The organism is Rubeoparvulum massiliense, assembly GCF_001049895.1.
In the GTDB taxonomy this organism is placed as follows: domain Bacteria; phylum Bacillota; class Bacilli; order Rubeoparvulales; family Rubeoparvulaceae; genus Rubeoparvulum; species Rubeoparvulum massiliense.
This window is the reverse complement of sequence record NZ_CVPE01000005.1, coordinates 529,342-556,160: the sequence shown is the minus strand read 5'-3', so window position 1 is coordinate 556,160 and position 26,819 is coordinate 529,342. Positions and strand designations below refer to the sequence as shown.

Here is a 26,819-nt window from a genome sequence, read left to right as displayed (position 1 = left end):
TATTAGGCACGCCGCCAGCGTTCGTCCTGAGCCAGGATCAAACTCTCCGTAAAATACGTGAGCTTGATTGCTCAAAATAAATCAACTGGTCCGCTTCTTTTCCATTGTTCAGTTTTCAAAGAACGACTTGGCGCTTTAGCGCCTTAGCGTTACTTGTCCTTTAGGGCAAAGAACGACGGTTCGCATATATCATTTATTTATCTCGCGCTCCTGCAACCGGAGGTTGCGGTGTCGCGCTACGATAAAAGAAATGATATATTGCTCACAGAGCATGAAAAAGCTGTTGGTGATGCTCTGTAGTTTTCATCGGTGTTGCAACAGGATGTTGCGATTGTAGCCGATGTTCTTGTGTTGCCGTTTATCGCGGCAACAAAAACTATATTAACATAAAGTATGATCTTATTGCAAGCTTTTTTATCGAAAAGATCGCGATTAAATGATTTCTAAAATATGCAAATCACGATGGAGATTTAAATCAATGATATTCCCATTCACTTCGATCATTGGCCGTGTTGGGGCATAGGAGGTAATAAAAATAATCTTGCCGATCTCTCCATTGTTTAGCTTAACTACTTCACCAACCGAAAGATCCATCATATTGCGAACAAAGATATGTACGAGATTTGGATCAAGACGTCCAAATGCATCATTGAGTAATTGATCGAAAACCAAGAATGGAGAGCTCCCTTTCCGATAAACACGATTGGATACCATAGCATGGTAAATGTCACAGATGGCGATGATCTTGCCATAGGGATGGATTTTATCACCTGTCAGTCCAAGGGGATATCCTGTTCCATCTTCTCGTTCATGATGCTGTAGGGCAGCTAATGCAACACCACTAGATAGGCCAGGTGTATCTTTCAAAATTTGATACCCTAAAACGGTATGCTGTTTCATCTCTTCATATTCTGCTTGTGTAAGTGCTCCTGGTTTCTGCAGGATGGTCGAATCGATCTTACTCTTCCCGATGTCCAAGAGCATCCCTGCTAAAGCAATTTGCATCTGTTCATTTTCAGGGAGACCTGACCATTTAGCTAGCATTGGAGCTAATATGGCAACTGCTGTGGAATGATGATAAGTATATAAGTCAACATTACGTACGGTTTCGATACTCATCATTAAACTTGGTGAAGTGGAAACCTGTTGTAGCATATTCTCAAGGTTTTTTCGAATTTCTAATACAGGAACCTTCCCACCAGTTTGAACATGAATCATCACTTTCTCAATTAACTTAACGCTCTCTTCATACTCTTTCTTCCATTCTTCTTTCATCCTCTGGATTTGTTCTGAAGAAGTAATGGCTTGAGGCTGAACAGTTGCTGGTTGAGTTGAAGTGTCTACTTGCTTATTCGCAGTTTTCACTTGAATTTTTTTGTCTATTTGAATACGAATCTTATTTATCTTAAATGCTTTTAACATTTCTTTTTCTCGTTGGCCTATGGTGCGCCCCCGCTCCAAAAGTAAAGCACCTAGAGGAGAATAGACTGGAACAGCCAAGATACTTCCTACAGGAACTGAAAGTAATTCCACTTCTTTTTCTTCAAACTGGCCTTCGCTCACAACTTTTTGAAAATTGGTCTCCATCTTTTTTCCTCCATTCCCCTATTACTTATATTCTATATAGATTTCAAGTTTCAAGCAATTAGAGAAAAAGAATGCAGGATAAAACTCCTGCATTCTTTCTAATATAGAAGAATATTATTATTTTTACACTTCTTCCTCATCATCTTTTTGAACGAGAGCTACGGTAGCTACTTCTTGTTCGTCCTCTACCTTCATGACACGAACGCCTTGGGTATAGCGTCCCATCGTAGAGATTTCTTCAGTCGAGACTCGGATAATTACACCGGTTGCAGTAACGACCATTAGATCGTCTTGTTCACTGACGACCTTCATACCAACAAGAGGACCTGTTTTATCGGTGACGTTCATCGTCTTAATACCTTTTCCACCTCTGGTTTGCTGACGATATTCATCGCTATAGGTACGCTTACCATACCCATTCTTCGATACGGTTAAGACCGTCGTATTTTCACGAAGAATGCCCACATCGATCACATAATCGTCATTATCAAGGGTAATTCCCTTAACACCTGTGGCAGAACGTCCCATTTCTCGTACATCCGTCTCATTGAAATGAATGGACATCCCTTGTTCAGTTCCAAGGATAATAGATTGTGAACCATCGGTGAGCCTTACGCCGATCAACTCATCACCTTCACGGAAGCTAATAGCGATCAAGCCATTTTTACGACAGTTAATATATTTATCCAAGGATGTACGCTTAACAATACCTTCTTTCGTTGCAAAAAGGAGAAAATGATCGCTGCTAAATTCCTTGACAGGAATCATGGCAGTTATCCGCTCACCCTTTTCAATCTGAATGAGGTTGACAATGGGTAAGCCTTTGGCGGTGCGCCCCATTTCTGGTACCTCATATGCTTTTAGTCGGTAAGCTTTTCCTAGGTTGGTAAAGAACATCAGATAATCATGGGAGTTAGTAATATACAGATGTTCAACAAAATCATCCTCTTTGGTGCTCATACCTTGAACACCTTTACCACCACGCTTCTGACTCCGATAGGTATTAACTGGTAAGCGTTTAATATAGCCTTGGTGGGTTAATGTAATAACCACATCTTCCTCAGGGATTAAATCCTCATCAGCAATTTCATGCTCACCAATAGTGATGCTCGTTCTACGAGGATCTCCATACTTATTTTTGATCTCTGTAAGCTCCTCTGAGATAATGCCGAGGATCCGATTTTCATCAGCTAGAATAGCGCGGAGTTCAGCAATTTTGATCTGTAGATCCTCATACTCATCTTGTAATTTTCCTCGTTCTAATCCTGTTAAACGCTGCAATCGCATATCAAGGATCGCTTGTGCCTGCTCATGACTTAGCTCAAACTCACCCATCAACGCATCTCTTGCTTCCTCAGCTGTCTGGGAGGCACGTATTAATTCAATCACGCGATCAATATGATCCAGAGCAATTAATAATCCCTGAACAATATGTGCACGTGCTTCTGCTTTATTTAGATCAAATTGTGTTCTCCGACGGATAACATCTTGTTGATGTTTAACATACTCTTCAAGAATTTGCTTAATATTCAATGTCTGTGGCGTCCCATTAACCAGGGCTAACATGTTGATACCGAATGAGGCTTGAAGAGCAGTATGCTTATATAAATTATTTAATACAACTTGTGGAATGACATCTCGCCGTAATTCAATGACCATCCGCATTCCATCGCGGTCCGATTCATCGCGTAAATCTGTAATCCCATCGATCTTTTTATCACGTACTAACTCAGCAATTCGCTCAACCAGCTTTGCTTTATTCACTTGATAAGGTAGTTCACTTACAATGATCCTACTCTTACCATTACTCATCTCTTCAATTTCTGTACGTGCACGGATGAGAACAGTTCCTCTCCCCGTACGATAAGCCTTCTTAATGCCATCTTTTCCTAATATCATCGCTCCTGTAGGAAAATCTGGTCCTTTAATAAAATACATTAACTCATCGATGGACATATCTGGATTCTTAATTAGTGCAAGAATTCCATCCGTCACTTCACGTAAATTATGTGGTGGAATATTGGTTGCCATCCCTACTGCAATCCCAGCTGCTCCATTTACGAGGAGATTAGGAAAACGCGCAGGTAGAACAACAGGTTCCTGTTCTTTTCCATCATAGTTATCCTGAAAATCAATGGTTTCTTTGTTAATATCCCGTAGCATTTCTAGGGTGATTTTGGCCATACGCGCTTCTGTATAACGCATAGCAGCTGGAGCATCACCATCTACCGAACCAAAGTTACCATGCCCATCCACGAGCATATAGCGGAATGAAAAATCTTGCGCCATTCGAACCATGGCATCGTAAACTGAAGCGTCACCATGGGGGTGATACTTCGCAAGAACATCCCCGACAACACGTGCTGATTTACTGTACCCTTTATCAGGCGTCATGCCTAATTGATTCATGGAATAAAGAATCCGCCGATGTACTGGCTTCAATCCATCACGTACATCTGGTAAAGCCCGACTCACGATGACACTCATCGCATAATCGATGAATGAATTTTTGACTTCATCGTTTAAATTTATTTCCTGAACTCTAGGTACTTGAAATTCTGCCATATTTGTACCCCCATACTATTCATTCTCCTACAAACCATCTTCCATAAAGTTTGTAGCGATTATATATCTAGATTTCGTACGTATTGTGCATGTTCTTGAATAAATTCTCGACGTGGCTCTACGCGGTCGCCCATTAATGTATCAAAAATCTCATCGGCTTGAATCGCATCATGAATGGAGACTTGAAGGATCATCCGACTTTCAGGATCCATGGTAGTTTCCCACAATTGGGAAGGATTCATTTCCCCCAAACCTTTGTACCGTTGGATTTCCAACTTATCTCCCATCTCCGCTTTAATCACGTCTAAATGCTGATCAGTATAAGCGTAGCGGATTGTTTTCCCTTTTGTTACTTTATAGAGCGGTGGTTGTGCGATATAAACATAGCCTGCTTCAATTAAAGGCTTCATAAAGCGGAAGAAGAAGGTCAATAGCAAGATTCGAATATGAGAACCGTCCACGTCCGCATCGGTCATGATAACTAATTTGTGATAACGTGCTTTGGTAATATCAAAGTCCTCTCCAATCCCAGTCCCCATCGCCGTTATCAAAGCACGAATTTCATTATTCGATAGAATCTTATCAAGTCGGGCCTTTTCTACGTTTAAGATCTTACCACGTAGTGGAAGAATGGCCTGAAATTCTCGATCCCGTCCCTGCTTAGCAGAGCCACCAGCAGAATCCCCCTCGACGATGAACAGTTCACTTTTGGAAGCATCCTTACTAGAACAATCCGCTAATTTCCCAGGTAATGAACTTACTTCGAGAGCATTTTTTCTTCTGGTTAATTCACGAGCCTTCCGCGCTGCTTCTCGAGCACGAGCAGCCTGCAAGGCCTTATCAATAATCTGTTTACCAACTTGAGGGTTATGCATTAAAAAGTCGGAAAACTGTTCAGAAAAGATGGTATCAACAATCCCACGAACTTCACTGTTCCCCAATTTTGTTTTAGTTTGACCTTCAAATTGTGGATCACTAATTTTTACACTGACAATGGCTGTTAATCCCTCACGTACATCATCACCGGTTAGATTATCTTCATTTTCTTTAATTAAATTGGATTTCCGACCATAATCATTGATCACTCGAGTCAAAGCACTCTTAAAACCAGCCTCGTGTGTTCCCCCTTCATGGGTGTGAATATTATTGGCGAAGGAGAAGATATTGCTACCATAAGAAGTATCATATTGAAGAGCAATCTCAATGATTATATCTTCTTTCTCGATCTCCATGTAGAAGGGATCTTTATGAATCAGTTCACGATTTCGATTCAAATATTTTACGAAGGAGATGAGTCCACCTTCAAAGTGAAACTTCTCTTTCTTCCCTTCATTTCGCTTATCGGTTAAGTTGATCACGAGCCCCTTATTTAAAAAGGCTAACTCTCGAATCCGTGATTGAAAAATTAAATAATCAAACTCTGTTGTCTCAGTAAAGATCTTGCAATCGGGTTTAAAGGTAATTTTAGTACCATGCTCCTCTGTGGTGCCTAACTCTTCAATATTCTTAACAGGAGCACCATACTCGAAACGTTGGTGATAGATTTTGCCATCGCCGCCGTACTCTTTCCCGCCACGTTTTACTACGACTTCAACCCATTCTGATAAAGCATTCACAACAGAGACCCCAACACCATGTAACCCACCAGAAACCTTATATCCTCCACCACCAAATTTACCACCAGCATGGAGAACAGTCATAATGGTCTCAAGCGTTGATTTACCTGTCTTTGGGTGAATGTCTGCAGGGATACCACGGCCATTATCAATCACCGTTACACTATTATCTTCATTGATGAAAACATCGATGGTATCACAGACACCAGCCATCGCCTCATCAATACTATTATCAACCACTTCCCAAACAAGATGATGGAGACCACGGCTGGATGTAGACCCAATGTACATACCTGGACGTTTGCGTACAGCTTCAAGCCCTTCTAGTACCTGGATCTGACTAGCATCGTAATTATTTACATTATTCGTCACGTTACCCTCACCTACTTCGTAAAAATTCTATGAATTTCAATTGGAAACGATGGTACCGTCTTGAACTTTAAAAATCTCTCGATCAGGCAAGTGTTTCAGTTGAACTCCATCAAGGCTAGTACTGGTGACAAAGGTCTGAACCTTATCCTGAATCGTAGTAAGCAAATGGGTCTGCCGTATTTCATCCAGCTCTGATAGGACATCATCCAACAATAGAAGTGGGTAATCACCCACTTCATGATAAATTAATTCAATTTCTGCCAATTTTAAAGATAAGGCAGTGGTACGTTGTTGTCCTTGAGAGCCAAAGGTTTGGACATCAATCTGATTAATCCGGAATGTTAGGTCATCGCGATGCGGACCATGAAGACTCGTACCGCGCTCCAGTTCTTGTTTCGCCTTCCCCATCAGTTCTTGATAAAAAATCTCTCTTGCCACATCTTCCATCATTCCAGCTAATACTTTCGATTCACTTTTATAGGTAATACATAGCTCTTCTTTTTCTTGGGTTATTCCAGCATGTATACCTGCAGCCCACATTTGTAGTTGAGCAATGTATTGATACCGTTTTAGCATAATCTTAACCGCAAATTCGGTCAATTGTTGGTTCCAAACATCTAGCATCACCATTGCATTCTGCTTTTGCTCTCTCTTGGCCAGCTTTAGAAATTGATTTTTCTGTTGTAATAATTTTTGATACTGGGATAAATAATGAAGATAGAGCGGGCTGAGCTGACCAATTTCCATATCCATAAAACGACGGCGATGTTGTGGGGAACCCTTCACTATGGATAAGTCTTCGGGTGCAAACATGACCACATTGCAAGCCCCGATATATTGACTGAGTCGCCGTTGCTCAAGTCCGTTTTTTCGAACCTTCTTACCCTTCTCTGCTATGATTACTTCTAAATCTAAGCTCTCTTCTCCTCTTTTTATTTCCCCTGTAATTTTTGCAAAGGGTTGGTTCCAACCGATCAATTCCTTGTCACGAAACGTTCGATGTGATTTAGTCATGGCCATCACATAGATCGCCTCTAAAAGGTTGGTTTTTCCCTGGGCATTCTGTCCGACAAACAGATTAACCTGATGGGTAAATGGTAGTTCCAGCCTATGATAATTACGAAATGATTGGAGCAATATTTTGGCTAAGAACAAAGAAGCCCCTCCTACTCTTTCGAGATCAGATAAAAAACTTCCACCCCTGGAACCTCAATGCGATCCCCAACATGTAACTTGCGTCCTCTTCGAGTTTCCAACTCATCATTTACCATAATGTTTGCATTGAGTAAATAATGCTTTGCTTCTCCGCCAGTTTGAATAACGCCCTGCCATTTTAAAAAGTGACCTAGTGTAATATTTTCATCCTCAAGCATAACTTTCTTCATGTAAGTTCCCCCAAATTATAATGTGCGTAGAGGCAAGATCAATTGTGTCACCCATTGGTGATCCTTTGCATGTAAAACAAATGGACGCATCGCTCCAGAGAAACCAATACGGACTTCATCACTGTCTATGGCACGTAAGGCATCGAGCATAAATTGCGCATTAAAAGAAATTTTTAGTGGTTCTCCATTGCTTTCATTAGCATCTAAACGTTCAACTGCTTTCCCGATCTCTGGAGAATAGGACATTAATTCCAATTGTGATCCCTCTATCGATAACTTTACCACATTGGATTTGGAATCACGTGATAATAAGGCAACCCGTTCAATGGCAGCAAGAAAATAATCGGTATCCACAATGATTTCGGTTTGGCTGGTTTGTGGAATAAGACGCTTTGTTTCTGGATAATTACCCTCTAGTAAGCGGGAATAGAACATAATTTCATCTTGTCTAACATAGAGTTGATTATTAGTTACCATCACATCGACGAGACGATCATCATCCTCAAGGATCTTATGTAGCTCATTGCAACTTTTAGCAGGTACAACAATATTATCAAATTGCAGATCGTCTGCAGCTTCAATTTTCGATTGTCGATAAGAGAGACGATGGCTATTGGTTGCAGTAAATGCCAACATATTATTGGCACAATCCCACTTCACCCCAGTAAGAATAGGGCGTGTCTCTGTTGAAGCAGCTGAAAAGACAGTTTGACGAATCATGGTTTTTAGTAGGCTACTAGGGATGCGGAAGGATTGACTGCCGATCAGTTCAGGGAGCTTGGGATACTCTTCTGGATCCATCCCATTCAAGTTAAATTCTGCTTGACCACTTCGGATCGTGATTCCTAATTGATCGTGTACTTGAATTTCCACTTCATCACCAGGTAATTTTCGAACAATCTCTGTGAAAAATTTTGCAGGTGCTACGATACTACCTAGTCTAGCCATTTTCACATTTGTTTTTTCATCAGTTTCATTGAGAATTTTACATTGGATCGAAATATCTGAATCACTTCCCACAAATGAAACGCTATCTGTAGTCGCTTCGATCTTGATCCCAGTCAAGATAGGAATTGTTGTACGTGTGGCAACAGCCTTAAAGGCATGTTGTACGCCATAATTCAATAAAGATTTTTGAATAAAGAAATGCACAGCGGTTCCCTCCAAACCCTTTTTTATTATTTTCGGTTATTGGCGAATGGTTGACGATCACTATTATTCTTTATTATATCTTTAAGTCATAGTAGTAGTATAGCTTGTGGATATGTGGAAAAGAAACAGAAGGGGATTAAAATACGCCTACACACATGTGGATAAGTCTGTGTATAGGCGTATTCAATTATTCACAAGTTACTGATTGCCTTTAATACGTTCTGTTAAAGCTTGAACTGTTTCTTGTAATTGACGATCATGGAGTAGCTGTTTAGAAATTTTATCGTGGGCATGAATGACAGTAGTGTGGTCACGTCCTCCAAATTCATCACCGATTTTTGGTAATGAGAGATCGGTCAATTCACGGGATAAATACATGGCGATTTGTCTAGGAAAAGCGATGGATTTCGTTCGCTTTTTCGCTTTAAAATCTTCTAAACGTAAATGATATTCTTCTCCAACCTTTTTCTGAATATCAATGATGGTAATCTCTTTTGGTTTTGCCAGAGAAACAATATCCTTCAAAGCTTCCTGTGCTAAGTGAATATCGATGTCTTGATTGATGAGAGAAGAGAAGGCTACGACACGAATGAGAGCTCCCTCTAATTCACGAATATTGGTATCAACCTGGTTCGCGATGAATTCCATCACATTCTCTGGAATATCCAGGCCTTCTGCTTTCGCTTTCTTTGCTAATATGGCAATACGTGTCTCAAGATCAGGTGGTTGAATATCAGTAATTAATCCCCATTCGAAGCGGGAGCGGAGTCGATCCTCTAGGGTTGGAATCTCTTTTGGTGGACGATCACTGGAGATGACGATCTGCTTACTCTCTTCATGCAATGTATTGAATGTATGGAAAAATTCTTCTTGTGTCTGTTCTTTTCCTGCCAAAAATTGAATATCATCAATTAATAATACGTCTACATTACGATATTTATTGCGAAAGGTAACTGTTTGATTGTCCCGAATAGAATTAATGAACTCATTCGTAAATTTTTCTGAGGAAAGATAAACCACTTTGGCCTTTGGATTATGTTCCAGTACATAGTGGCCAATCCCATGCATTAAGTGTGTTTTTCCGAGTCCAACACCACCATAAATAAAGAGTGGATTATAGGCCTTTGCAGGCGCTTCAGCCACTGCTAGTGAAGCTGCATGAGCAAATCGGTTACCTGAACCGATGACAAAAGTATCAAAAGTATACTTACTATTTAACATACTATGGTAATTTTCTTCACTGTCTGGTTTTGTTAAGTCGTCTGATGTATTAGCATTGGTGTTACCAGGTTCTTCTTTAGAATGTACGATGAAACGAACCTGAAAAAGTTGACCTGTGACCTCTTTCACTGTCTCCATAATTAAATTTGAGTATCGTGATTCCAACCAATCACGGGCAAATTCATTAGGAGCACAGATTATTAATGTGTCCTCATCCAAATCTACTGCTTCTGTTGACTTTAACCAGGTGTCGTAGCTAGGTTTACTCAGTTTTTTCTCAATTGCCTTCAACGTACTGTCCCAAAGCTGAGCAATAGGTGGTTGCAATAAAGATTTCCTCCTCTCCTTATAGCCTCTCAACCTTTTATCATTAACATGAAATTGTGGATAAGTAAGATAAGAATAACGCAATAAAATTCAATGTTGTGTAGTCACTATTACAGATTTCCACAAAATTCACGTCTTCGCCGACTTATTTCTACACAAACTGAGTAAAATTGTCCACAAACTTATCCACACCCTGTGAATAAGTTGCTTATCTGGATTTCAATCCACAAGGGAAAACAAAAACATGATATCAAAATAACTCTTTTCCTGCAATGTTTTAGCCGATTTTGTCCACAAAATCAATAAGTTGTACACATTGCTTATCCACAACACTAGATTTTGTGAGCATCCTGTCGAATAAGTGTGGATAGTTTCATTTTAGGAAATAAATTATCCACAGGCAAGCCTTACTTAGTTGTACGTTTCTTATACAAGGGGAAGTGTCGTAGAAACTACATTGATTTTCGTAAGGAGATCCTTGACAAATAAAAATATAAAATTTTATAATTAAACGTAATGTCTTTTTTGATAGACGGATTTTCCTCAGAGGGGGTGGAAATAGATGACACCAACATTTAAACCAAATAATCGTAAGCGTAAAATGGTTCATGGTTTTCGTAGCCGTATGAGTACTAAAAATGGCCGTAAGGTACTGCGGAACCGTCGTCGTAAAGGCCGTAAGGTTCTATCCGCATAAGACCACTTTTTTAGTGGTCTTTTTTCTCATGCTTCTTTCCAGTATTTAATGGACAAGCATAAATAACTTTTTAGCTGGAGTAAAAATCGATTACTCCAGCTAAAAAGTTTAGATTAATGGAGTTCTTGGCTATGCTAGTTGTATCTATTTGGTTGAAAGTAATCAACATAGGAGAGAGTCCTGTTGAACAAGAAGCATCGCCTAAAAAGCAATCTGGATTTTAAAAAGGTATTCTTAGAAGGAAAATCAGCTGCGAATCGCCAATTTGTTATCTATGTACTTCCCAATCAGGAGGTAGAGTATCGGATTGGTATATCCATAAGTAAGAAACTTGGTAATGCTGTTGTTCGCAACCGCTTAAAGCGCCAAGTACGTTCAATTATTCAAGAAAAGGCAGATCAAATTCTACCTAAGCAGGATATTGTCATTATTGGTAGAAAACCAATCTTAGAACAAAGTTATCAAGAGATGGCCCAAAGTCTATATCATGCCCTGCGTAGAGCAGGTGTCCTTTCACGGCATGTAAAGAGATCAACGTTGAAAGGAGATGGCAATGTTGAGTAACATTCTTGCAAAGTCAGCTCTATCTTTCATTCGTTTTTACCAGCGTTATATCTCACCGATGTCACCTCCCACCTGTAGATTTTATCCAACTTGTTCTCACTATGCGAAAGAAGCAATTGAACGTCATGGATTTTGGTATGGTGGCTGGCTTTCTGTAAAAAGAATTAGTAAATGTCATCCACTTCATTCAGGTGGTATTGATCTAGTACCAGATAAAAAACCAAGCCTCTGCAAAATTTTACGAAAGTGTTAGGGGGAAATGATTTGCGTCGAAGAGTTAGCCTAGCGCTTCTGCTACTTTTTCTAGTGTTATTAACGGCCGGTTGTAGTACGCCAAATAATCCAGAGCCTATTCCAGGTAAATGGTCACAGGCAACAGGCATTTGGGACAAATATTTCATATATCCTTTAAATTCACTTTTAGAGTACTCTTACCAACTGGTTGGAAATTATGGTTGGGCCATTCTCATCATGACCATTGTGATCCGTCTTATTTTGGTTCCTCTTATGGTGAAACAGATCCGATCTTCCAAGCAGATGCAAGAGATCCAACCTGAATTACAGGAAATTCGTGAGAAATATAAGAAAGATCCACAGAAGCAGCAGATGGAAACCATGAAAGTTATGCAAAAATATAATATCAATCCGATGGCAGGGTGTTTGCCAGCATTGGTTCAGATGCCCATCTTGATCGCCTTATATCAAACCTTTATTCGGAATGAGCATATTTTTGCTGGTGAGTTCCTCTGGCTTCAACTAGGAACACCTGACCCATATTATATTTTGCCTATTTTAGCAGCAGTTTTCACTTACTTGCAACAAAAGATGATGGGCGCTGCTATGAATAATAACCCGCAGATGAAAACCATGATGATGGTAATGCCTGTTATGATTTTCTTCATTGCCATTGGTTTACCATCAGCCCTTTCTTTATACTGGGTATATGGAAATATTTTCACCATTATTCAAACCTATTTTACTAAAGGCTTACGTGAAGGTGGAAAAACTGAACAGGGGGCCAAAACAAAGTGAAATCGGTAATGGGTACCGGCAAAACGGTGGAGGAAGCGGTACAACAAGGCGCAGACCAACTTGGTGTCAGTGTAGATCGTGTTCGTTATCGTATTATCGAGGAACCGAGCAAGGGTTTTTTGGGATTTATCGGTGGAAAGCCCGCACGTGTAGAGGTAGAGGAGATTCTCGATCCTACCGAGCAGGCTATCCAATTCCTCAATAACGTCGTCCCATTGATGGGTGGAAAAAATCTTCAATTTCAAGCTCGCAACGAAGAAGGGCAGACCATTATTGAACTTCAGGGTGATGGACTGGGACTTGTGATCGGTCGTCATGGTCAAACCTTAGATAGTCTCCAATTCTTATTAAACATTGCAGTGAATCGAATGGTTAAGGAATCTGTCCATTTTATTTTGGATGCAGAGAACTATCGTGCAAAAAGAAAAGAGACTTTAGAGCGGCTTGCTCTGCAATCGGCTGATCGTGTCATTCGTTCAGGTAAACCTTTGCGACTAGAAGCAATGAAAGCGTATGAACGTAAAATTATTCATACTGCCCTACAGGATTCTGATGAGGTAGAGACCATGAGCGAGGGTACTGAACCAAATCGCTATGTGATGATTAAGAAAAAATAAATGAAGAAGGTATTTATAGTTCAGTAAGTGAAAAAGGCCATTGATCTTGTTCAATGGCCTTTTTTCTACTTTGTTATGAATGGATCTAGGAACGATTCACCAAAGAGTACCTGGAAGATTCGTAAGATTAGAGATAAACACCGCTAATGAGATAGACTATGTTCATAAAAAAAGAATTTCATTAAAAAGTTTTCCCCATGTGGATAAGTGTGTTAATCTATTTGATTAGGGAAAGGATGTTAGTGAACGAAAAAGGAATGTGAAAACAGGGGTGAATTTATTGGAAACAGAGACTATTGCAGCAATCTCCACGCCTCTAGGAGAGGGTGGTATTGCAATCATTCGTGTTAGTGGCCCCGAAGCAATTACCATTGTGGATAAAACTTTTCGTGGACGCAAAAAAATATCCACAGTGGATACACATACCATTCATTATGGACATCTAGTTGATATGGATGGTGAAGTAATTGATGAAGTATTGATCAGTGTAATGCGAGCTCCTCGTACTTTTACTAGAGAGGATGTCGTGGAGATTAATTGCCATGGTGGGATCGTGGTTGTACAGCAAGTACTTCAATTGATTCTCCAAGCAGGTGCTCGATTAGCAGAGCCTGGAGAATTTACAAAACGTGCTTTTCTCAATGGCAGAATTGATCTGACACAAGCAGAGGCTGTTATCGATGTGATCCGTGCCAAAACAGAAGAAGCAAAAAAGGTAGCAACCCAACAATTACAAGGAAGATTACTAACCAAGATTGAAGAACTACGCCAAAAGCTGATCAAGACCTTGGCCCATATTGAAGTGAGTATTGATTACCCAGAGCATGATGTAGAGGAGCTCACGAATCAATTTTTACTTCAGTATGCTCAGGAGGTACATGATGAACTCGTTGATTTATTACAGACTGCAAAGCAGGGTAGGATCCTTCGTGAGGGAATTTCAACAGCGATTGTCGGTCGACCCAATGTAGGTAAGTCATCGCTTCTTAATGCATTGGCACAAAGCCAACGGGCCATTGTGACAGACATACCAGGGACAACAAGAGATGTCATTGAAGAGTATGTAAATGTAAGAGGAATTCCTCTACGGCTTTTGGATACAGCAGGAATCCGAGAAACGGAAGATCTCGTTGAACAAATCGGTGTTGAAAAATCACATGAAGCTCTACAAAACGCAGATCTTATCCTATATATGTTGAACAATCAAGAACCCTTATCTGCAGAAGATGAAGCACTGATCCAACTCCTTCAACAGCTACCTGTTATCTTGATCATCAATAAAACAGACCTTGAGCAACGCTTAGATCTAGGGCGCCTTCATGATTATTTTCCCAGCTCACCAATGGTTCAAATGTCAATAGTGAAGAACGAAGGCATTGAGAAATTGGAGGAAGCGATTGCTCAACGATTCATGACTGGTAAAATGAAAAGGGCAGATGGTACTTATCTTACTAATGCGCGACATGTCCATCTCGTGCAGCAAGCCATCTCTGCTTTGGATGACGCAGTTGCCGCATTACATGCGGCAATGCCCATTGATCTTGTTCAAATTGATCTGCAGCGAGCATGGCAGTATCTCGGTGAGATGATCGGAAAAGAGGTCCATGAGGATTTGATCAATCAATTGTTTAGTCAGTTTTGTTTAGGTAAGTAAGGACACCTTAGAATTACATACAGAGGTTAGGGGGTATAAAGATGAATTTTGAAGCGGGTAATTATGATGTCATTGTTGTTGGTGCTGGTCATGCTGGAGTAGAAGCTGCTTTGGCTTCCGCACGTCTCGGTGCTAAAACATTAATTGTTACCATCAGCTTAGATTCTGTTGCATTAATGCCATGTAATCCATCCATTGGAGGTCCTGCAAAGGGACATGTGGTTCGTGAAATTGATGCTCTTGGTGGAGAAATGGCTCGAAATATCGATAAGACCAATATTCAAATGCGGATGCTGAATACAGGCAAGGGGCCAGCTGTCCATGCCTTACGTGCACAAGCAGATAAAGTGGCTTATCAACGAGAAATGAAACGAGTTATTGAAAAACAACCCAATTTAACCTTACGTCAGGTTTTGGTAGACCAATTAATTGTAAATAACGGGGTCTGTGAAGGTGTGATTGCCAATACCGGGGCGATTTATCGTGCCAAGGCTGTTATCCTTACAACAGGTACCTATCTCAGAGGGCGGATCATCATTGGAGAATTAGCCTATGAGAGTGGTCCTAATAATCTAAAACCATCAGTTAAACTCTCTGAGAATCTAAAGGAACTTGGTTTTGAACTCATCCGTTATAAAACCGGGACACCGATGCGATTAAATAGTCGCACCATTGATTATAGTAAGACAGAAATTCAACCAGGCGATGATCTTCCCCTTACTTTTTCTCATGATGGGATCGTATATAATCAAGAACAAGTGCCATGTTGGTTGACCTATACCTCAGCAAGGACACATCAAATTATCCAAAATAATTTGGATCGTGCCCCGATGTTTTCTGGCATCATCGAAGGGACAGGTCCGCGTTACTGCCCTTCCATTGAAGATAAGGTGGTACGTTTTCATGATAAGCCTCGCCATCAAATCTTTCTGGAGCCAGAAGGTCGGAACACAGAGGAAGTCTATGTACAAGGTCTATCTACCAGTCTTCCTGAAGATGTCCAGCATGAAATGGTACGCTCCGTACCAGGTCTTGAGCATGCAGAGATTATGAGAAGTGGCTACGCCATTGAATATGATGCGATATTCCCTACACAGCTATGGGCTTCTTTAGAAACAAAACGAATTGAAAATTTATTTTCTGCTGGACAGATTAATGGAACATCTGGATATGAAGAAGCAGCAGCGCAGGGATTAATGGCAGGAATTAATGCGGTTCGCAAGCTGCAAGGGAAGAACCCTTTGATACTCTCCCGTTCCCAAGCATATATCGGTGTTCTAATTGATGATCTCGTGACAAAAGGAACACGGGATCCCTATCGCTTACTTACGTCCCGTGCTGAATATCGTCTTCTGTTGCGGAATGATAATGCCGACTTGCGTTTAATGGAAATTGGTCATGACATCGGCTTAATCGATGAAGAGCGGTATGAACGCTTCATGAAGAAAAAGGATTTAATTGTAATGGAGTTAAAACGTATGAAAGAAGAGGTTGTTAAACCTACACCAGAAGTTCAAGAATTATTAAGTTCTGTTGGCTCCACACCGATCAATAATGCTTTCTCGCTGGAAACCATTTTACGTCGCCCTGAAATCACCTATGATCATCTTGCAATAATTGCACCTGCTCCCTATGAAGTGACACCAGATGTGCGGGAACAAGTGGAGATTCAAATTAAATATGCAGGGTATATTGAAAAACAATTACAGCAAGTAGAACGGATGAAGAAGTTAGAGAGCAAACGCTTATCACCTGATTTGGACTATGATAAGATCCCAGGACTAGCAAAAGAGGCTCGCCAAAAATTGAATGAGATTCATCCAATTAACATTGGGCAAGCATCTCGAATCGCTGGTGTGAATCCAGCGGATATCTCGGTTCTTCTGGTCTATCTCGATTCATTAACGAAGGAAACCATGCATCATGTAAAGTGAAAGGGGATGGAGAGATGCCTTTCAATTGGATTACTGCTCTAGAAGAACAAGGAATCCAATTATCAATGCACCAGCAACAGCAATTCGATCAATACTATCAATTGCTAATTGAATGGAATCAGAAAATGAATCTTACAGCGATTACAGAAAGGGATCAGGTAGAGCTAAAGCATTTTTATGATTCGTTAACAGCGGGCTTCTACTTTCCCTTCTCTACACAAAAGCTTGTTGATATTGGGGCGGGTGCTGGGTTTCCCAGCATTCCCCTAAAAATTGCTTTTCCTCAGCTTGAGTGTGTCCTTGTTGATTCATTACAGAAGCGATTGAACTTTTTACAAGAAGTGATACAAACTTTGGGATTAGAAGGTATCACACTGATTCATGGACGGGCGGAAGACCTCGGTCATGAACCGCATTTACGTGAACAATTTGATCTGGCTGTTGCCCGAGCTGTTGCTCGTTTTCCAGTTCTTCTCGAATATTCCCTTCCTTTTGTTAAGGTAAATGGCTATTTTGTAGCACTCAAGGGGAGTGATGGTGTTCAAGAGGCTTCTGAGGGGAAACAAGCCTTAACCCTACTTGGAGGTCAAATGGAGAAGATCGAATCTTTTAAACTACCAGTTGAAGATGCAGCAAGAACGATCATTGTAACCAAAAAGATTGCAAAAACCCCTAAGAAGTACCCTCGGAGCGCTGGAAAACCAGCCAAAAACCCATTATAAACAAGGATAAGACTACTCTCCTTTGCAAGTTTTGGTGATTTTTATATAATGGATGACAGTGGTTTATTATTCTCTTTCATGTTTTTGCAGGATTTTTCATAAAAGATCATGAATAGGTGTAAGAGTACTCCAAGGGAAGTGGTGAAGTGATGAAAGACCATATCTCAAGGCTATTGGGCTTCTCAGACGCGAAGCAAATCGAACGTCCTGAGCAAGAAACCATTCACGAATTGCCTGTTGACCGTATTGTGCCTAATCCATATCAACCACGGACTGTTTTTGATGATGAAAAACTGAATGAATTATGTCAGACCATCAAAACCCATGGGATTATTCAACCCATTGTAGTCCGCACCATCGGCACTGATTCATATGAATTAATTGCAGGGGAACGGCGATTACGTGCAACCAAAAAGCTTGGTTTTCCCACAATTCCAGCCATTATTCGTCAATATAATGATACGCAAACAGCTTCCATTGCTTTAATTGAAAATTTGCAGCGGGAAGGGTTAACGGCCATCGAAGAAGCATTAGCCTATCAAAAGCTATTGCAAATCCACGGTCTTACCCAGGAGAGCCTTGCTCAACGATTAGGCAAAGGCCAAGCAACCATTGCAAATAAACTTCGTCTCCTTCGTCTTCCTGAAACAATCCAAGAAGCTATTTTGGAGAGGAAGATTACAGAACGTCATGCTCGGGCATTACTACCACTTCAAGAGGAAGAACTGCAATTAAAGTTATGCAATGAAATTATTGATAACCATTATAATGTTAAACAGACTGAGCAACGCGTAGAGCAAATCCTCGAAAGAACAGACAAAGCAAAACCAGCTCGCCCAAAACGCATCTCCTATTCACGTGATATGCGACTCGCTATCAATACGGTCCGTCAATCTCTTGATATGGTTCGTAAAAATGGCCTTAGCTTAGAAGCAGAAGAAGCTGATGTGGGAGATTACTATCAATTTGTGATACGGATTCCTAAAGCGCAGGTCAAATAAGGAAGTATCACTACACTCGTTTTTGAACGAGTGTTTTTTTCAATCCATAAAGCGGATTTGGAGGGATTTAGCTACTACCTAGAGCTGGGAGTTTAATAACCTCGCTGAGGTAAAGTATATTTCAGAGAAAACTACGGGTTTTACTCATACATGTTATAATAAGACGTAGAATCTATATGAAGGCCTATTCTTTTTGGTATGGCCAAACGGATAAAGTAGACTTGGCTCAGAGGGCGGTTTTGATTCCTTCTGAATCTTCGTCGTCCTTATTTCGAAGCTAGGTGGTACTTATCCTTCACTGATAGAGGTGAAGGTATTAGTAACGCCGTAGAGATAAAAAAGCAGCAGCTTGACTAAAGGAGTTGTCAAATAAGATGGGGAAAGTGATAGCCATTGCCAACCAGAAGGGTGGGGTAGGCAAAACTACAACTGCCGTTAATTTGAGTGCCAGTTTGGCCTTTTTTGGCAAGAGGACCTTATTGATCGATAGCGATCCGCAGGGTAATTCCACCAGTGGACTAGGAATTGAAAAAGCAGATATTCCAGCATGCATCTATAATATTTTAATTGATGAAATCAATCCACTTGAGGCGATTTTCCCAACTAATGTAGAAAATTTATCAATAATACCTGCCACTATTCAGCTTGCTGGTGCAGAGATTGAATTGGTCTCAACCATTTCAAGAGAAGTTCGCTTAAAACGAGCTCTTGAAAAGTTAAGACCTAATTACGATTATATTATTATCGATTGTCCACCTTCTTTAGGTTTATTAACAATCAATGCATTAACGGCCTCAGATTCGGTCTTAATCCCCATCCAATGCGAATATTATGCTTTAGAAGGGTTAAGTCAATTGCTAAATACAGTTCGTTTGGTGCAGAAACATCTTAATCGTGATCTATTCATCGAGGGTGTTTTACTCACGATGTTTGATGCACGCACCAATTTAGGAATTCAAGTGATTCAGGAAGTGAAGAAGTATTTTCAAGACAAGGTCTATGAAACGATTATCCCTCGCAATGTACGTTTAAGCGAAGCTCCAAGCAGGGGGGAATCGATTATTACCTACGATCCAAAATCACGTGGCGCAGAAGTCTATTTAGAATTAGCAAAGGAAGTGATTGCCAATGAGTAAACGTCTCACTGGTCTAGGACGAGGCCTTGACGCATTGCTTCCCTCAATAGAGGATGAACATGTGATAGATGTAAAAATAGATGAATTACGGCCCAATCCCTATCAACCACGGAAGCACTTTACACAGGATGCTATCGAACAGTTAGCAACTTCCATTAAGGAGCATGGTGTAATCCAGCCATTAATCGTCCGTAAGAGCATTAAAGGATATGAAATTGTAGCAGGTGAACGGCGGTGGCGTGCTTCACGGCAAGCCGGTCTCTCGACAGTGCCGGCAATTGTTAAAGATCTAGACGATCGAAAGATGGTAGAGATCGCTTTGATCGAAAATTTGCAGCGTGAGGATCTCAATGCAATTGAAATTGCTGAAGCTTATCAGCAATACATGAAACAATTCGCTTTAAAACAAGACGAGGTTGCTCAACGAGTTGGAGTGAGTCGGTCACATGTAGCCAATTATTTACGCTTACTTCAATTACCCCTTGTTATTCAAGAAGCGTTGGCAGCTAACAAACTTACTATGGGACATGCAAAGGCGCTCGCAGGGATTAAGGATGAACAGGTATTGGTGAAAATGGCCGATCGTTGCATTGAAGAGGGCTGGACGGTTCGTATATGTGAGGAAATTGTTCAACAGTTCATTGCCGATGTTCCACGTGGAACAAAAAATAAAAAGGCTAAAAAGGAAAGCAAGGATGTATTTGTAAAGGATCTTGAAGAACAGCTTCGAAACTATTTTGGAACTTCCGTGTTAATACGACAAGGAAAGAAGCATGGCAAGATAGAAATCCAGTATTACTCACAAGAGGATCTGTCGCGTATACTTCAATTACTCCAAAAAGACTAAGAAGGTACCAAACTTATAAACTCTTGTAAAATAAGGTGGACTAAGCCACCTTATTTTTTTGTGTTAAGCAGACTAAGCTCTAGATGGATTCGATACTCCACTGGAACCTTAGACGCCCCTATTTACACATTTTGTGGAATTTTACTTTTAACTATAGAAGAGGAGTAAAATGTCGCTGAGATAAAATCTTTAAAGAAGACTAATTGATTTGTCCAAATTGAAAGGGGAAGTGATGGTAAAATTTTAAGACCATTCAAGGAATCTTTAGCTACAGTTGAATATCTGCAAATCCAGGAGATATGAGGATTGGCTAAAAGAGAATATTTACAAACACATGGATACACATTTGCTGGAAATCAAGAATATTTTGACGTTTTACTACCTTTATCTAAAACAAATTTGCTATAATGGAATCTATTAATAACTAGTTCTCTGTTTCGAGATGAGTGCCCCTTTTCAGATATGGGATGGGGGCTACTTACTCTCATAATAGTGACTATGGTTCTGATTCAGTGAATTACTCTACCTAAGCCAAGTCCAGTTCATCATTTTTGGACAATCTCCAACTTACTTTGTCCACATAAATCAAGCTCAGTGAATGTTCCACGTGGAACAATAGCATGAGGAGGATGTTATGATTCTAACAGGAACCCTAGTCAATACATTTGCAATAATCATTGGAAGTTTAATAGGCATACGCTTTCAAGGAATTCCTAATCGGATGAAAGAATCCATCATGCAGGGAATTGCAATTTGTGTTATCGTCATTGGCCTCCAAATGGCATTGGATAGTAACAATATCCTTTTGGTTATCATCTCAATCGTCATTGGCACCTTATTAGGAGAGTACTGGAGATTGGAAGATGGTTTAAATGGTTGGGGAAATAGAGTGGAGAAGCATTGGAATACTCATTTCGGTCAAAGTGAAATCACACAGGGTTTTATCACTGCTACACTTCTTTATTGTGTAGGTTCAATGGCTATCTTAGGTGCGATGCAAGGAGGACTAAGCCAAGATCATCACCTGCTATATACAAAGTCCATTCTTGATGGCATTACCTCAATTTTATTATCTTCTACATTGGGTATCGGTGTGTTATTATCGGCCTTTCCTGTTTTGATATATCAAGGGAGCATTGCCATTCTTGCGTTTATATTTGGAACCTGGCTCCCGACCAACCTAGAAGCAGGGATCATCACAGGTATTACCAATGTCGGTGGAATTATGATTATTGCCCTTGGTAGCAATATGTTAGGTGTATCAAAAGTACGAGTTTCCAATATGCTACCAGCCTTATTGTTTATTGCTCTCTTCCAAGTTATCCTAGAGATGTTTCCTATTTTTAGTAAGTAGGTTAGTAGAAATAACGAAAGGATTGTAAAGCATGGTGCACCATTGTTAGCCAGTAGCGAATATTTAGGTAGTGAGGTGTTGAGTGTGAAAGGGAGAAAGTTTTATACCATTATGATCGTTCCCCACTCAGATAAAGAAACTGTCACACTTCGTATTCCTGTCTTTGCCATCGGTGTTTTTATGACTCTTTGCGTAGCCCTGCTTTTCATGTTTGTAATGGAATATCACGACCACAATCGGATGAAGAAAGAGAATCAACTCCTAGTGCAATATAAAGAAGAAGCAGATCTTCTTCGCCGAGAATTGACAGCAGTTTCGTCACAGTTAGCACAAATCGAGTCGTATGCACTAGCGTTGGAGCAAATTGAACTACAAATTCGTGAAGAAAGAGGTTGGGATGCAGAGAAAGTAGTTGCTGTTAATCCGATTGATAAGGATTTACTTACGTCAAGGGATCTACTAAAAAATCGAGATAAAAATATGGTAACCGTCGCATCATTCGTAATCAATGATACGAAGACAGATATTGCTCAGTTAAATCAAACACTTCCAGTACAGCAAGAGAATATGTCCCTTCTACTAGATCAACTCGCAGAGGATAATCAACGAATATCTCATACGCCATCCATATGGCCGGCAGAAGGAAAGGTTACATCAAAATTTGGCTATCGTAAGAGTCCATTCTCCGGTCGGAGAGAGTTTCATGATGGTTTGGATATTGCAAACAGAAGAAACACCCCCATTATCGCTGCTGCAGACGGAGCAGTAGTTTATGCTCAATATCAATCAGGTTATGGCAAACAAATTATGATCAAGCATGGATATGGGTTAAAAACAAGCTATTCTCATTTGAGCAGCTACGCAGTTTCATCGGGAGAAAAAGTAAAAAAGGGTGAAGTCATCGGCTATATGGGTTCGACAGGATGGAGTACAGGAAATCACCTACATTATATGGTCTATAGAAATGGTGTCCCGGTGGATCCCATAGATTACTTGCCATGATGGGAGGGTAGGTCCATGTTTAGTAAGAAAAACACAGGACGAATTAATACAGTCATCGGTGCAGATATGCAGATTAAAGGGAGTATTCGTGGTACAGGCTCAATTCGAATAGATGGGTATTTAGAGGGTGACATTGAATCTAAAGGAGAAATCGTCATTGGAGAGAAGGGGAGAGTAACAGGCTCGGTTCATGGCGCTACTGTTTCTGTAGCTGGAAATGTAGAAGGTGATGTGGTTACAACAGGGCATTTGCATCTTTTACATAAAGGTAGTGTGATAGGGAATGTAAGTGTGGGTACCATTGTGATTGAACAAGGTGGCCAACTCCATGGCTATTGTCACATGTTAAAGGAAGGTAAAGAGAATAAACAAGATGAAAAGAGCCAGGAGAAAATACTGCAGGGTAACAATTAAGTAGGTTAGGTTAGAGATGGAATGGGGTTCGTCCCTCTTCCATCTTTTTCTATGTCGCCAAGCTTCGAATTGAACCACTCATGGCTAAAGCCACGAGTGGTCTCGACTCTTCCATAAATAGAGAAACCTGCTCCAGTTATACCTAGTCTATTTTACCTCATGTATTCAGAGACGAGGGGTTGTTCATAGGGCAGGGCAGCTAGGATGGCCTTGGAAATAAGATGAGCCATGCTAATGACTAGATGGAGACGAGTGTTTTGTAAAACAAAATATTCAAGAAATCCTCCGACATTAACAATTCCAGTCAAATGAGCATGACCTACCTGAGGCAGCTTTTTCTGAACGCCAGCCCCTGGTTGTAGGGGGCCTTTATGCAAGCAGATATCACCAACGCTTTGCCATCGGCCTAAGCTGGCATCAATTGCAAAGACATAAGGTGAAGTCTGTGCTGAATCGATCTCAGCTAATACATCCTGCAAGTTTTTTGCATGGACGGGGTGTTCAAGAGTACCACGGACAAGAATATTAGGATGTTTTGCTTCGTGCAAAAAAGTACCTACTAATGGTCCTAGTGCATCTCCCGTTGAGCGGTCAGTGCCAATACATAAAAAGAGTATTTCTGAATATATTGGGGGATAGACAAGTAGTTGCTGTAATTGGTCACGTAGAAGTGGGATACAATTGGGCTCGCGATAAGATACACGAAAGAAGGCAGGCTCAATTTTAGGGATCTCTGTCTTCATGGGTACCTCCTCACCTATCTTTTCGTTTTAGTATAAGCAAAAGGAAAGGGAAATATACCATGAGAAAGGTGGGAAGAGGGTGAATATCGCTTGGTTTAATCGGGGAATACAGCTAGGAATGCTCATTGTTGGAACAACAATTGGTGCAGGGTTCGCCTCAGGCAAGGAGATTTGGGAGTTTTTCACGATCTATGGTCAGTCAAGCTGGATTGGAATATTGATTGCACATGCTTTATTAATCGTAACAACCATGATCATTCTTGAACTAAGTCGTTTACATCGAACAACAAGCTACAGAGACTTGCTAAAACTGATCCTTCCACCTGCACTTGTAAAACTAATGGATGGGCTAATTTTTATCTACCTTTTCATGGTAACCATTGTGATGATCGCTGGGAGCGGAGCCATTGGTGTTACATGGGGATATGGTAGTTGGATCGGTGTATGGTTCATGGTACTAGCTGTAATCTTCATTTTATTTTTCCAAATGAATGGCATTCTATCAATGAATCTATTTCTCATTCCAATCCTAATCATTGTGATGCTTTGGATCATACTTGAGGCGTTAATGATCAATGAAAAAATCATTCCCTTTTCATTTCTCTCATTACCATACTGGCCTTCAGCTATTACCTATGCGGGTCTTAATTTAATTCCGCTCTTTGCTGTTCTTAGTACCATGGGAAATAGCATTCAACAAAGAAGGGAAATCTATGTAGCTGGTGGGGTTGCTGGAGTGGGATTGACATTGATTTCTCTTCTATTAAATATTGCGCTATCGCAGCAGGCCTCATTGGTAGTAGAAAGTGAAATTCCTTTACTCACTCTGTTAAATAATCCTACCTGGCTTGTGCTTGTATGTATTTCCAGCATATTATGGTTCGCGATGTATACGAGTGCAGTAAGCAATCTTTACGGGATGATTACACGAATTGAGTCTTGGCTAGGGTGGCCATCAGTCTACCTTGGTACATTCATTCTGCTTCTCATGGTTCCTTTTACGAGCTGGGGGTTTGGCCATTTGGTAGAATATGCGTATCCCATCTATGGAGTATTAAATCTCTTCCTCTTAGCTATCCTATTACTACAAGCATTACAGGCTTTTTCGAAGAAGTCATGATATAATTACAAATATAAAGATGAGTATTTCATGATATTGATAAGGGGGGGAACAAGGTGGAGCGCAAAGAGTTCCAATTGCATGATATTGTTGAGATGAAAAAACCACACCCATGCGGCACCAATGCTTGGGAGGTGATTCGGATGGGTATGGATATACGATTAAAATGTACAGGCTGTGACCACCGTGTGATGCTTCCCCGTCGTGAATTTGAGAAAAAGATGAAGCGTGTCATCATTTCTGCATCACCTAACGACCAATAGAGAATAATCATTAGGAAGAGAAAGGAATGATGCCATGTCTTGGACAGATACCGTCATACTATTGTTCGCATTGCTATTACTCACAAGTACGATTTCCACGAAACTATCTTTTCATCTAGGGATTCCTTCTCTACTCCCATTCATCTTGATCGGCATGCTCCTCAATCATTTTGTCTATTTTGATAATGCACAGTTAACCCAGCTTTGTGCCATTGTAGCACTAATAATTATCCTGTTTGATGGAGGCTTAAGAACAAGGAAAGAACAGATTCGGACGATTTGGCTTCCAGCTACCTTGCTTTCTAGCTTTGGGGTATTGATTACATCACTTATTACCGGGATGGCTGCTCATTATATCCTTGGCCTATCTTGGCTAGAGGGAATGCTAGTGGGTGCCATTGTCGGTTCAACAGATGCTGCGGCAGTCTTCGCCGCCTTTGGGAACACCAATATTCGGAGAAAAATTACAAACACACTAGAGATGGAATCAGGCTCTAATGATCCCATGGCGGTTCTATTAACATTAGCAATTATTCAATTGCTAACTGTACCAGAATCATCATGGTTTGTGATGCTAGGATTTTTCATGAAGCAAGTATTATTTGGCCTACTATTTGGTTGGCTATTTGGTAAAATAACCATTTGGTTAATTCAACATCTTCGTCTTCCTTCCTCAGAAATTTATCCGATTCTAGCACTATCTCTTGCTATTCTAACCTATAGTGTAACTGCATTAATTGATGGTAGCGGCTTATTGGCTGTTTATTTAATGGCGATTATTGTGGGAAATGCTGATATTCGCTATAAATCCGTGATCTTTCGCTTTCAAGAGGGATTTGCAAGCATGATGCAGATGTTGATGTTTATTCTTCTAGGTCTACTTGTTTTCCCTGCGGAATTACTCCAAGTCTCTTGGCAAGCCATCCTGCTTTCATTAGTATTGATGCTCGTTGCAAGGCCACTAAGTGTATTAATCTGCACCTGGGGTAAATTTTTTGATTGGAGAGAGAAGACTTTTTTAGCATGGGCAGGTTTAAAAGGTGCTGTTCCTATTATTTTGGCCACCTATCCACTCTTAGCGGGGATCGAGTCAAGCCGCCAAATCTTCAATGTGGTCTTTTTTATTGTCTTAACCTCTGCATTAGTACAGGGTACTAGTCTTCAGTGGCTAGCTGAAAAATTAGGGATCACAGAAGGGGAGCGAAAGCAGCCAACATATCGACTGGAACTGATCGCAGGTGGTAAGTCGAATGTAGAGTTGGTCGAGATGGAAGTGGTACGAGGGTCACGTGCAGAGAATTGTACACTACGAGAGATCACACTACCCAATGAAACCTTAATTACAGCCATTGTCCGTGGTGATCAACTCATTCCTCCCACAGGCGATACCTGCTTGAAATCTGGCGATGTGTTATATATCCTTCTACCTCATCCGCGTAGAGAACAGGTCCAGCAATTACTAGAATCAAAAGCAACATAAGAAATGCACATTTA

The 26,819-nt window shown here is 40.6% G+C and carries 25 protein-coding genes; 17 read left to right on the top strand and 8 right to left on the bottom strand.

Features of this window, described 5'->3' with window-relative positions; translation table 11 throughout:
• Positions 1–432 precede the first annotated feature (432 nt).
• The 7 genes from BN1691_RS07820 to dnaA all read right to left on the bottom strand — a co-directional run bounded on the left by BN1691_RS07820 (position 433) and on the right by dnaA (position 10,225).
• Entirely contained in the window at positions 433–1,587 is a 1,155-nt protein-coding gene (locus BN1691_RS07820) for an HD-GYP domain-containing protein (RefSeq protein ID WP_048601640.1), read from the bottom strand.
• 123 nt (positions 1,588–1,710) lie between these two features.
• Positions 1,711–4,152 (bottom strand): DNA gyrase subunit A, encoded by a 2,442-nt coding sequence (gyrA, locus tag BN1691_RS07815; protein ID WP_053083725.1) that lies wholly within the window; start codon positions 4,150–4,152, stop codon positions 1,711–1,713.
• Positions 4,153–4,211: 59 nt separating this feature from the next.
• On the bottom strand, positions 4,212–6,140 hold the full coding sequence (gene gyrB / locus BN1691_RS07810) for a DNA topoisomerase (ATP-hydrolyzing) subunit B (RefSeq protein ID WP_048601639.1): 1,929 nt from the start codon (positions 6,138–6,140) through the stop codon (positions 4,212–4,214).
• Between the two features lie 36 nt (positions 6,141–6,176).
• A complete protein-coding gene (gene recF / locus BN1691_RS07805; RefSeq protein ID WP_048601638.1) occupies positions 6,177–7,295 on the bottom strand; it encodes a DNA replication/repair protein RecF in 1,119 nt (372 codons plus the stop codon).
• Between the two features lie 11 nt (positions 7,296–7,306).
• Complete coding sequence (yaaA, locus tag BN1691_RS07800; protein ID WP_048601637.1) at positions 7,307–7,525, bottom strand: S4 domain-containing protein YaaA; 219 nt, start codon at positions 7,523–7,525, stop codon at positions 7,307–7,309.
• A 15-nt stretch (positions 7,526–7,540) separates the two neighbouring features.
• The gene (dnaN, locus tag BN1691_RS07795; protein ID WP_048601636.1) at positions 7,541–8,677 is read right to left on the bottom strand and encodes a DNA polymerase III subunit beta; all 1,137 of its coding nucleotides are present in this window, start codon (positions 8,675–8,677) and stop codon (positions 7,541–7,543) included.
• A gap of 198 nt (positions 8,678–8,875) precedes the next feature.
• The gene (gene dnaA / locus BN1691_RS07790) at positions 8,876–10,225 is read right to left on the bottom strand and encodes a chromosomal replication initiator protein DnaA (RefSeq protein WP_048601635.1); all 1,350 of its coding nucleotides are present in this window, start codon (positions 10,223–10,225) and stop codon (positions 8,876–8,878) included.
• A 562-nt stretch (positions 10,226–10,787) separates the two neighbouring features.
• Here dnaA and rpmH point away from each other — a divergent pair.
• The 14 genes from rpmH to BN1691_RS07725 all read left to right on the top strand — a co-directional run bounded on the left by rpmH (position 10,788) and on the right by BN1691_RS07725 (position 23,199).
• Positions 10,788–10,922, top strand: coding sequence for a 50S ribosomal protein L34 (gene rpmH / locus BN1691_RS07785; RefSeq protein WP_048601634.1), 135 nt, complete (start codon positions 10,788–10,790; stop codon positions 10,920–10,922).
• A gap of 183 nt (positions 10,923–11,105) precedes the next feature.
• A complete protein-coding gene (gene rnpA / locus BN1691_RS07780; RefSeq protein WP_048601633.1) occupies positions 11,106–11,486 on the top strand; it encodes a ribonuclease P protein component in 381 nt (126 codons plus the stop codon).
• A 1-nt stretch (position 11,487) separates the two neighbouring features.
• The gene (yidD, locus tag BN1691_RS14125; RefSeq protein WP_076850153.1) at positions 11,488–11,739 is read left to right on the top strand and encodes a membrane protein insertion efficiency factor YidD; all 252 of its coding nucleotides are present in this window, start codon (positions 11,488–11,490) and stop codon (positions 11,737–11,739) included.
• A gap of 11 nt (positions 11,740–11,750) precedes the next feature.
• On the top strand, positions 11,751–12,518 hold the full coding sequence (locus BN1691_RS07775; RefSeq protein ID WP_048601632.1) for a YidC/Oxa1 family membrane protein insertase: 768 nt from the start codon (positions 11,751–11,753) through the stop codon (positions 12,516–12,518).
• Positions 12,515–13,135, top strand: coding sequence for an RNA-binding cell elongation regulator Jag/EloR (jag, locus tag BN1691_RS07770; protein WP_048601631.1), 621 nt, complete (start codon positions 12,515–12,517; stop codon positions 13,133–13,135). The genes BN1691_RS07775 and jag overlap by 4 nt, the downstream gene beginning before the upstream one ends.
• 280 nt (positions 13,136–13,415) lie before the next feature.
• Complete coding sequence (gene mnmE / locus BN1691_RS07765) at positions 13,416–14,789, top strand: tRNA uridine-5-carboxymethylaminomethyl(34) synthesis GTPase MnmE (protein ID WP_048601630.1); 1,374 nt, start codon at positions 13,416–13,418, stop codon at positions 14,787–14,789.
• 41 nt (positions 14,790–14,830) lie between these two features.
• Positions 14,831–16,723 (top strand): tRNA uridine-5-carboxymethylaminomethyl(34) synthesis enzyme MnmG, encoded by a 1,893-nt coding sequence (gene mnmG / locus BN1691_RS07760; RefSeq protein WP_048601629.1) that lies wholly within the window; start codon positions 14,831–14,833, stop codon positions 16,721–16,723.
• A gap of 14 nt (positions 16,724–16,737) precedes the next feature.
• Positions 16,738–17,445 carry a 16S rRNA (guanine(527)-N(7))-methyltransferase RsmG gene (gene rsmG / locus BN1691_RS07755; RefSeq protein WP_048601628.1) on the top strand — a complete coding sequence of 236 codons (708 nt, stop codon included), beginning with the start codon at positions 16,738–16,740 and terminating at the stop codon, positions 17,443–17,445.
• A 149-nt stretch (positions 17,446–17,594) separates the two neighbouring features.
• On the top strand, positions 17,595–18,446 hold the full coding sequence (noc, locus tag BN1691_RS07750; RefSeq protein WP_048601627.1) for a nucleoid occlusion protein: 852 nt from the start codon (positions 17,595–17,597) through the stop codon (positions 18,444–18,446).
• A gap of 374 nt (positions 18,447–18,820) precedes the next feature.
• Positions 18,821–19,582: a ParA family protein gene (locus tag BN1691_RS07745; RefSeq protein ID WP_048601626.1), complete on the top strand. Its 762-nt coding sequence runs from the start codon at positions 18,821–18,823 to the stop codon at positions 19,580–19,582.
• The gene (locus tag BN1691_RS07740) at positions 19,575–20,429 is read left to right on the top strand and encodes a ParB/RepB/Spo0J family partition protein (protein WP_048601625.1); all 855 of its coding nucleotides are present in this window, start codon (positions 19,575–19,577) and stop codon (positions 20,427–20,429) included. The genes BN1691_RS07745 and BN1691_RS07740 overlap by 8 nt, the downstream gene beginning before the upstream one ends.
• A 634-nt stretch (positions 20,430–21,063) precedes the next feature.
• Complete coding sequence (locus BN1691_RS07735; protein ID WP_048601624.1) at positions 21,064–21,783, top strand: DUF554 domain-containing protein; 720 nt, start codon at positions 21,064–21,066, stop codon at positions 21,781–21,783.
• 84 nt (positions 21,784–21,867) lie between these two features.
• Complete coding sequence (locus BN1691_RS07730; protein ID WP_147545754.1) at positions 21,868–22,785, top strand: M23 family metallopeptidase; 918 nt, start codon at positions 21,868–21,870, stop codon at positions 22,783–22,785.
• A 15-nt stretch (positions 22,786–22,800) separates the two neighbouring features.
• Positions 22,801–23,199, top strand: a complete 399-nt coding sequence (locus BN1691_RS07725) for a bactofilin family protein (RefSeq protein WP_048601622.1) — start codon at positions 22,801–22,803, stop codon at positions 23,197–23,199.
• Between the two features lie 152 nt (positions 23,200–23,351).
• On the opposite strand, the gene yyaC is transcribed toward BN1691_RS07725, so the two are convergent.
• Complete coding sequence (gene yyaC / locus BN1691_RS07720) at positions 23,352–23,942, bottom strand: spore protease YyaC (protein WP_048601621.1); 591 nt, start codon at positions 23,940–23,942, stop codon at positions 23,352–23,354.
• 79 nt (positions 23,943–24,021) lie between these two features.
• Between yyaC and BN1691_RS07715 the strand changes: the two genes are divergently transcribed.
• From BN1691_RS07715 to BN1691_RS07705, 3 genes are read left to right on the top strand one after another with little or no spacing between them, the layout of a single operon-like run.
• Positions 24,022–25,062, top strand: a complete 1,041-nt coding sequence (locus BN1691_RS07715) for a YkvI family membrane protein (RefSeq protein ID WP_048601620.1) — start codon at positions 24,022–24,024, stop codon at positions 25,060–25,062.
• Between the two features lie 56 nt (positions 25,063–25,118).
• Positions 25,119–25,325, top strand: coding sequence for a DUF951 domain-containing protein (locus BN1691_RS07710; protein WP_048601619.1), 207 nt, complete (start codon positions 25,119–25,121; stop codon positions 25,323–25,325).
• 34 nt (positions 25,326–25,359) lie between these two features.
• Positions 25,360–26,805: a potassium/proton antiporter gene (locus BN1691_RS07705; RefSeq protein ID WP_048601618.1), complete on the top strand. Its 1,446-nt coding sequence runs from the start codon at positions 25,360–25,362 to the stop codon at positions 26,803–26,805.
• Positions 26,806–26,819 lie beyond the last annotated feature (14 nt).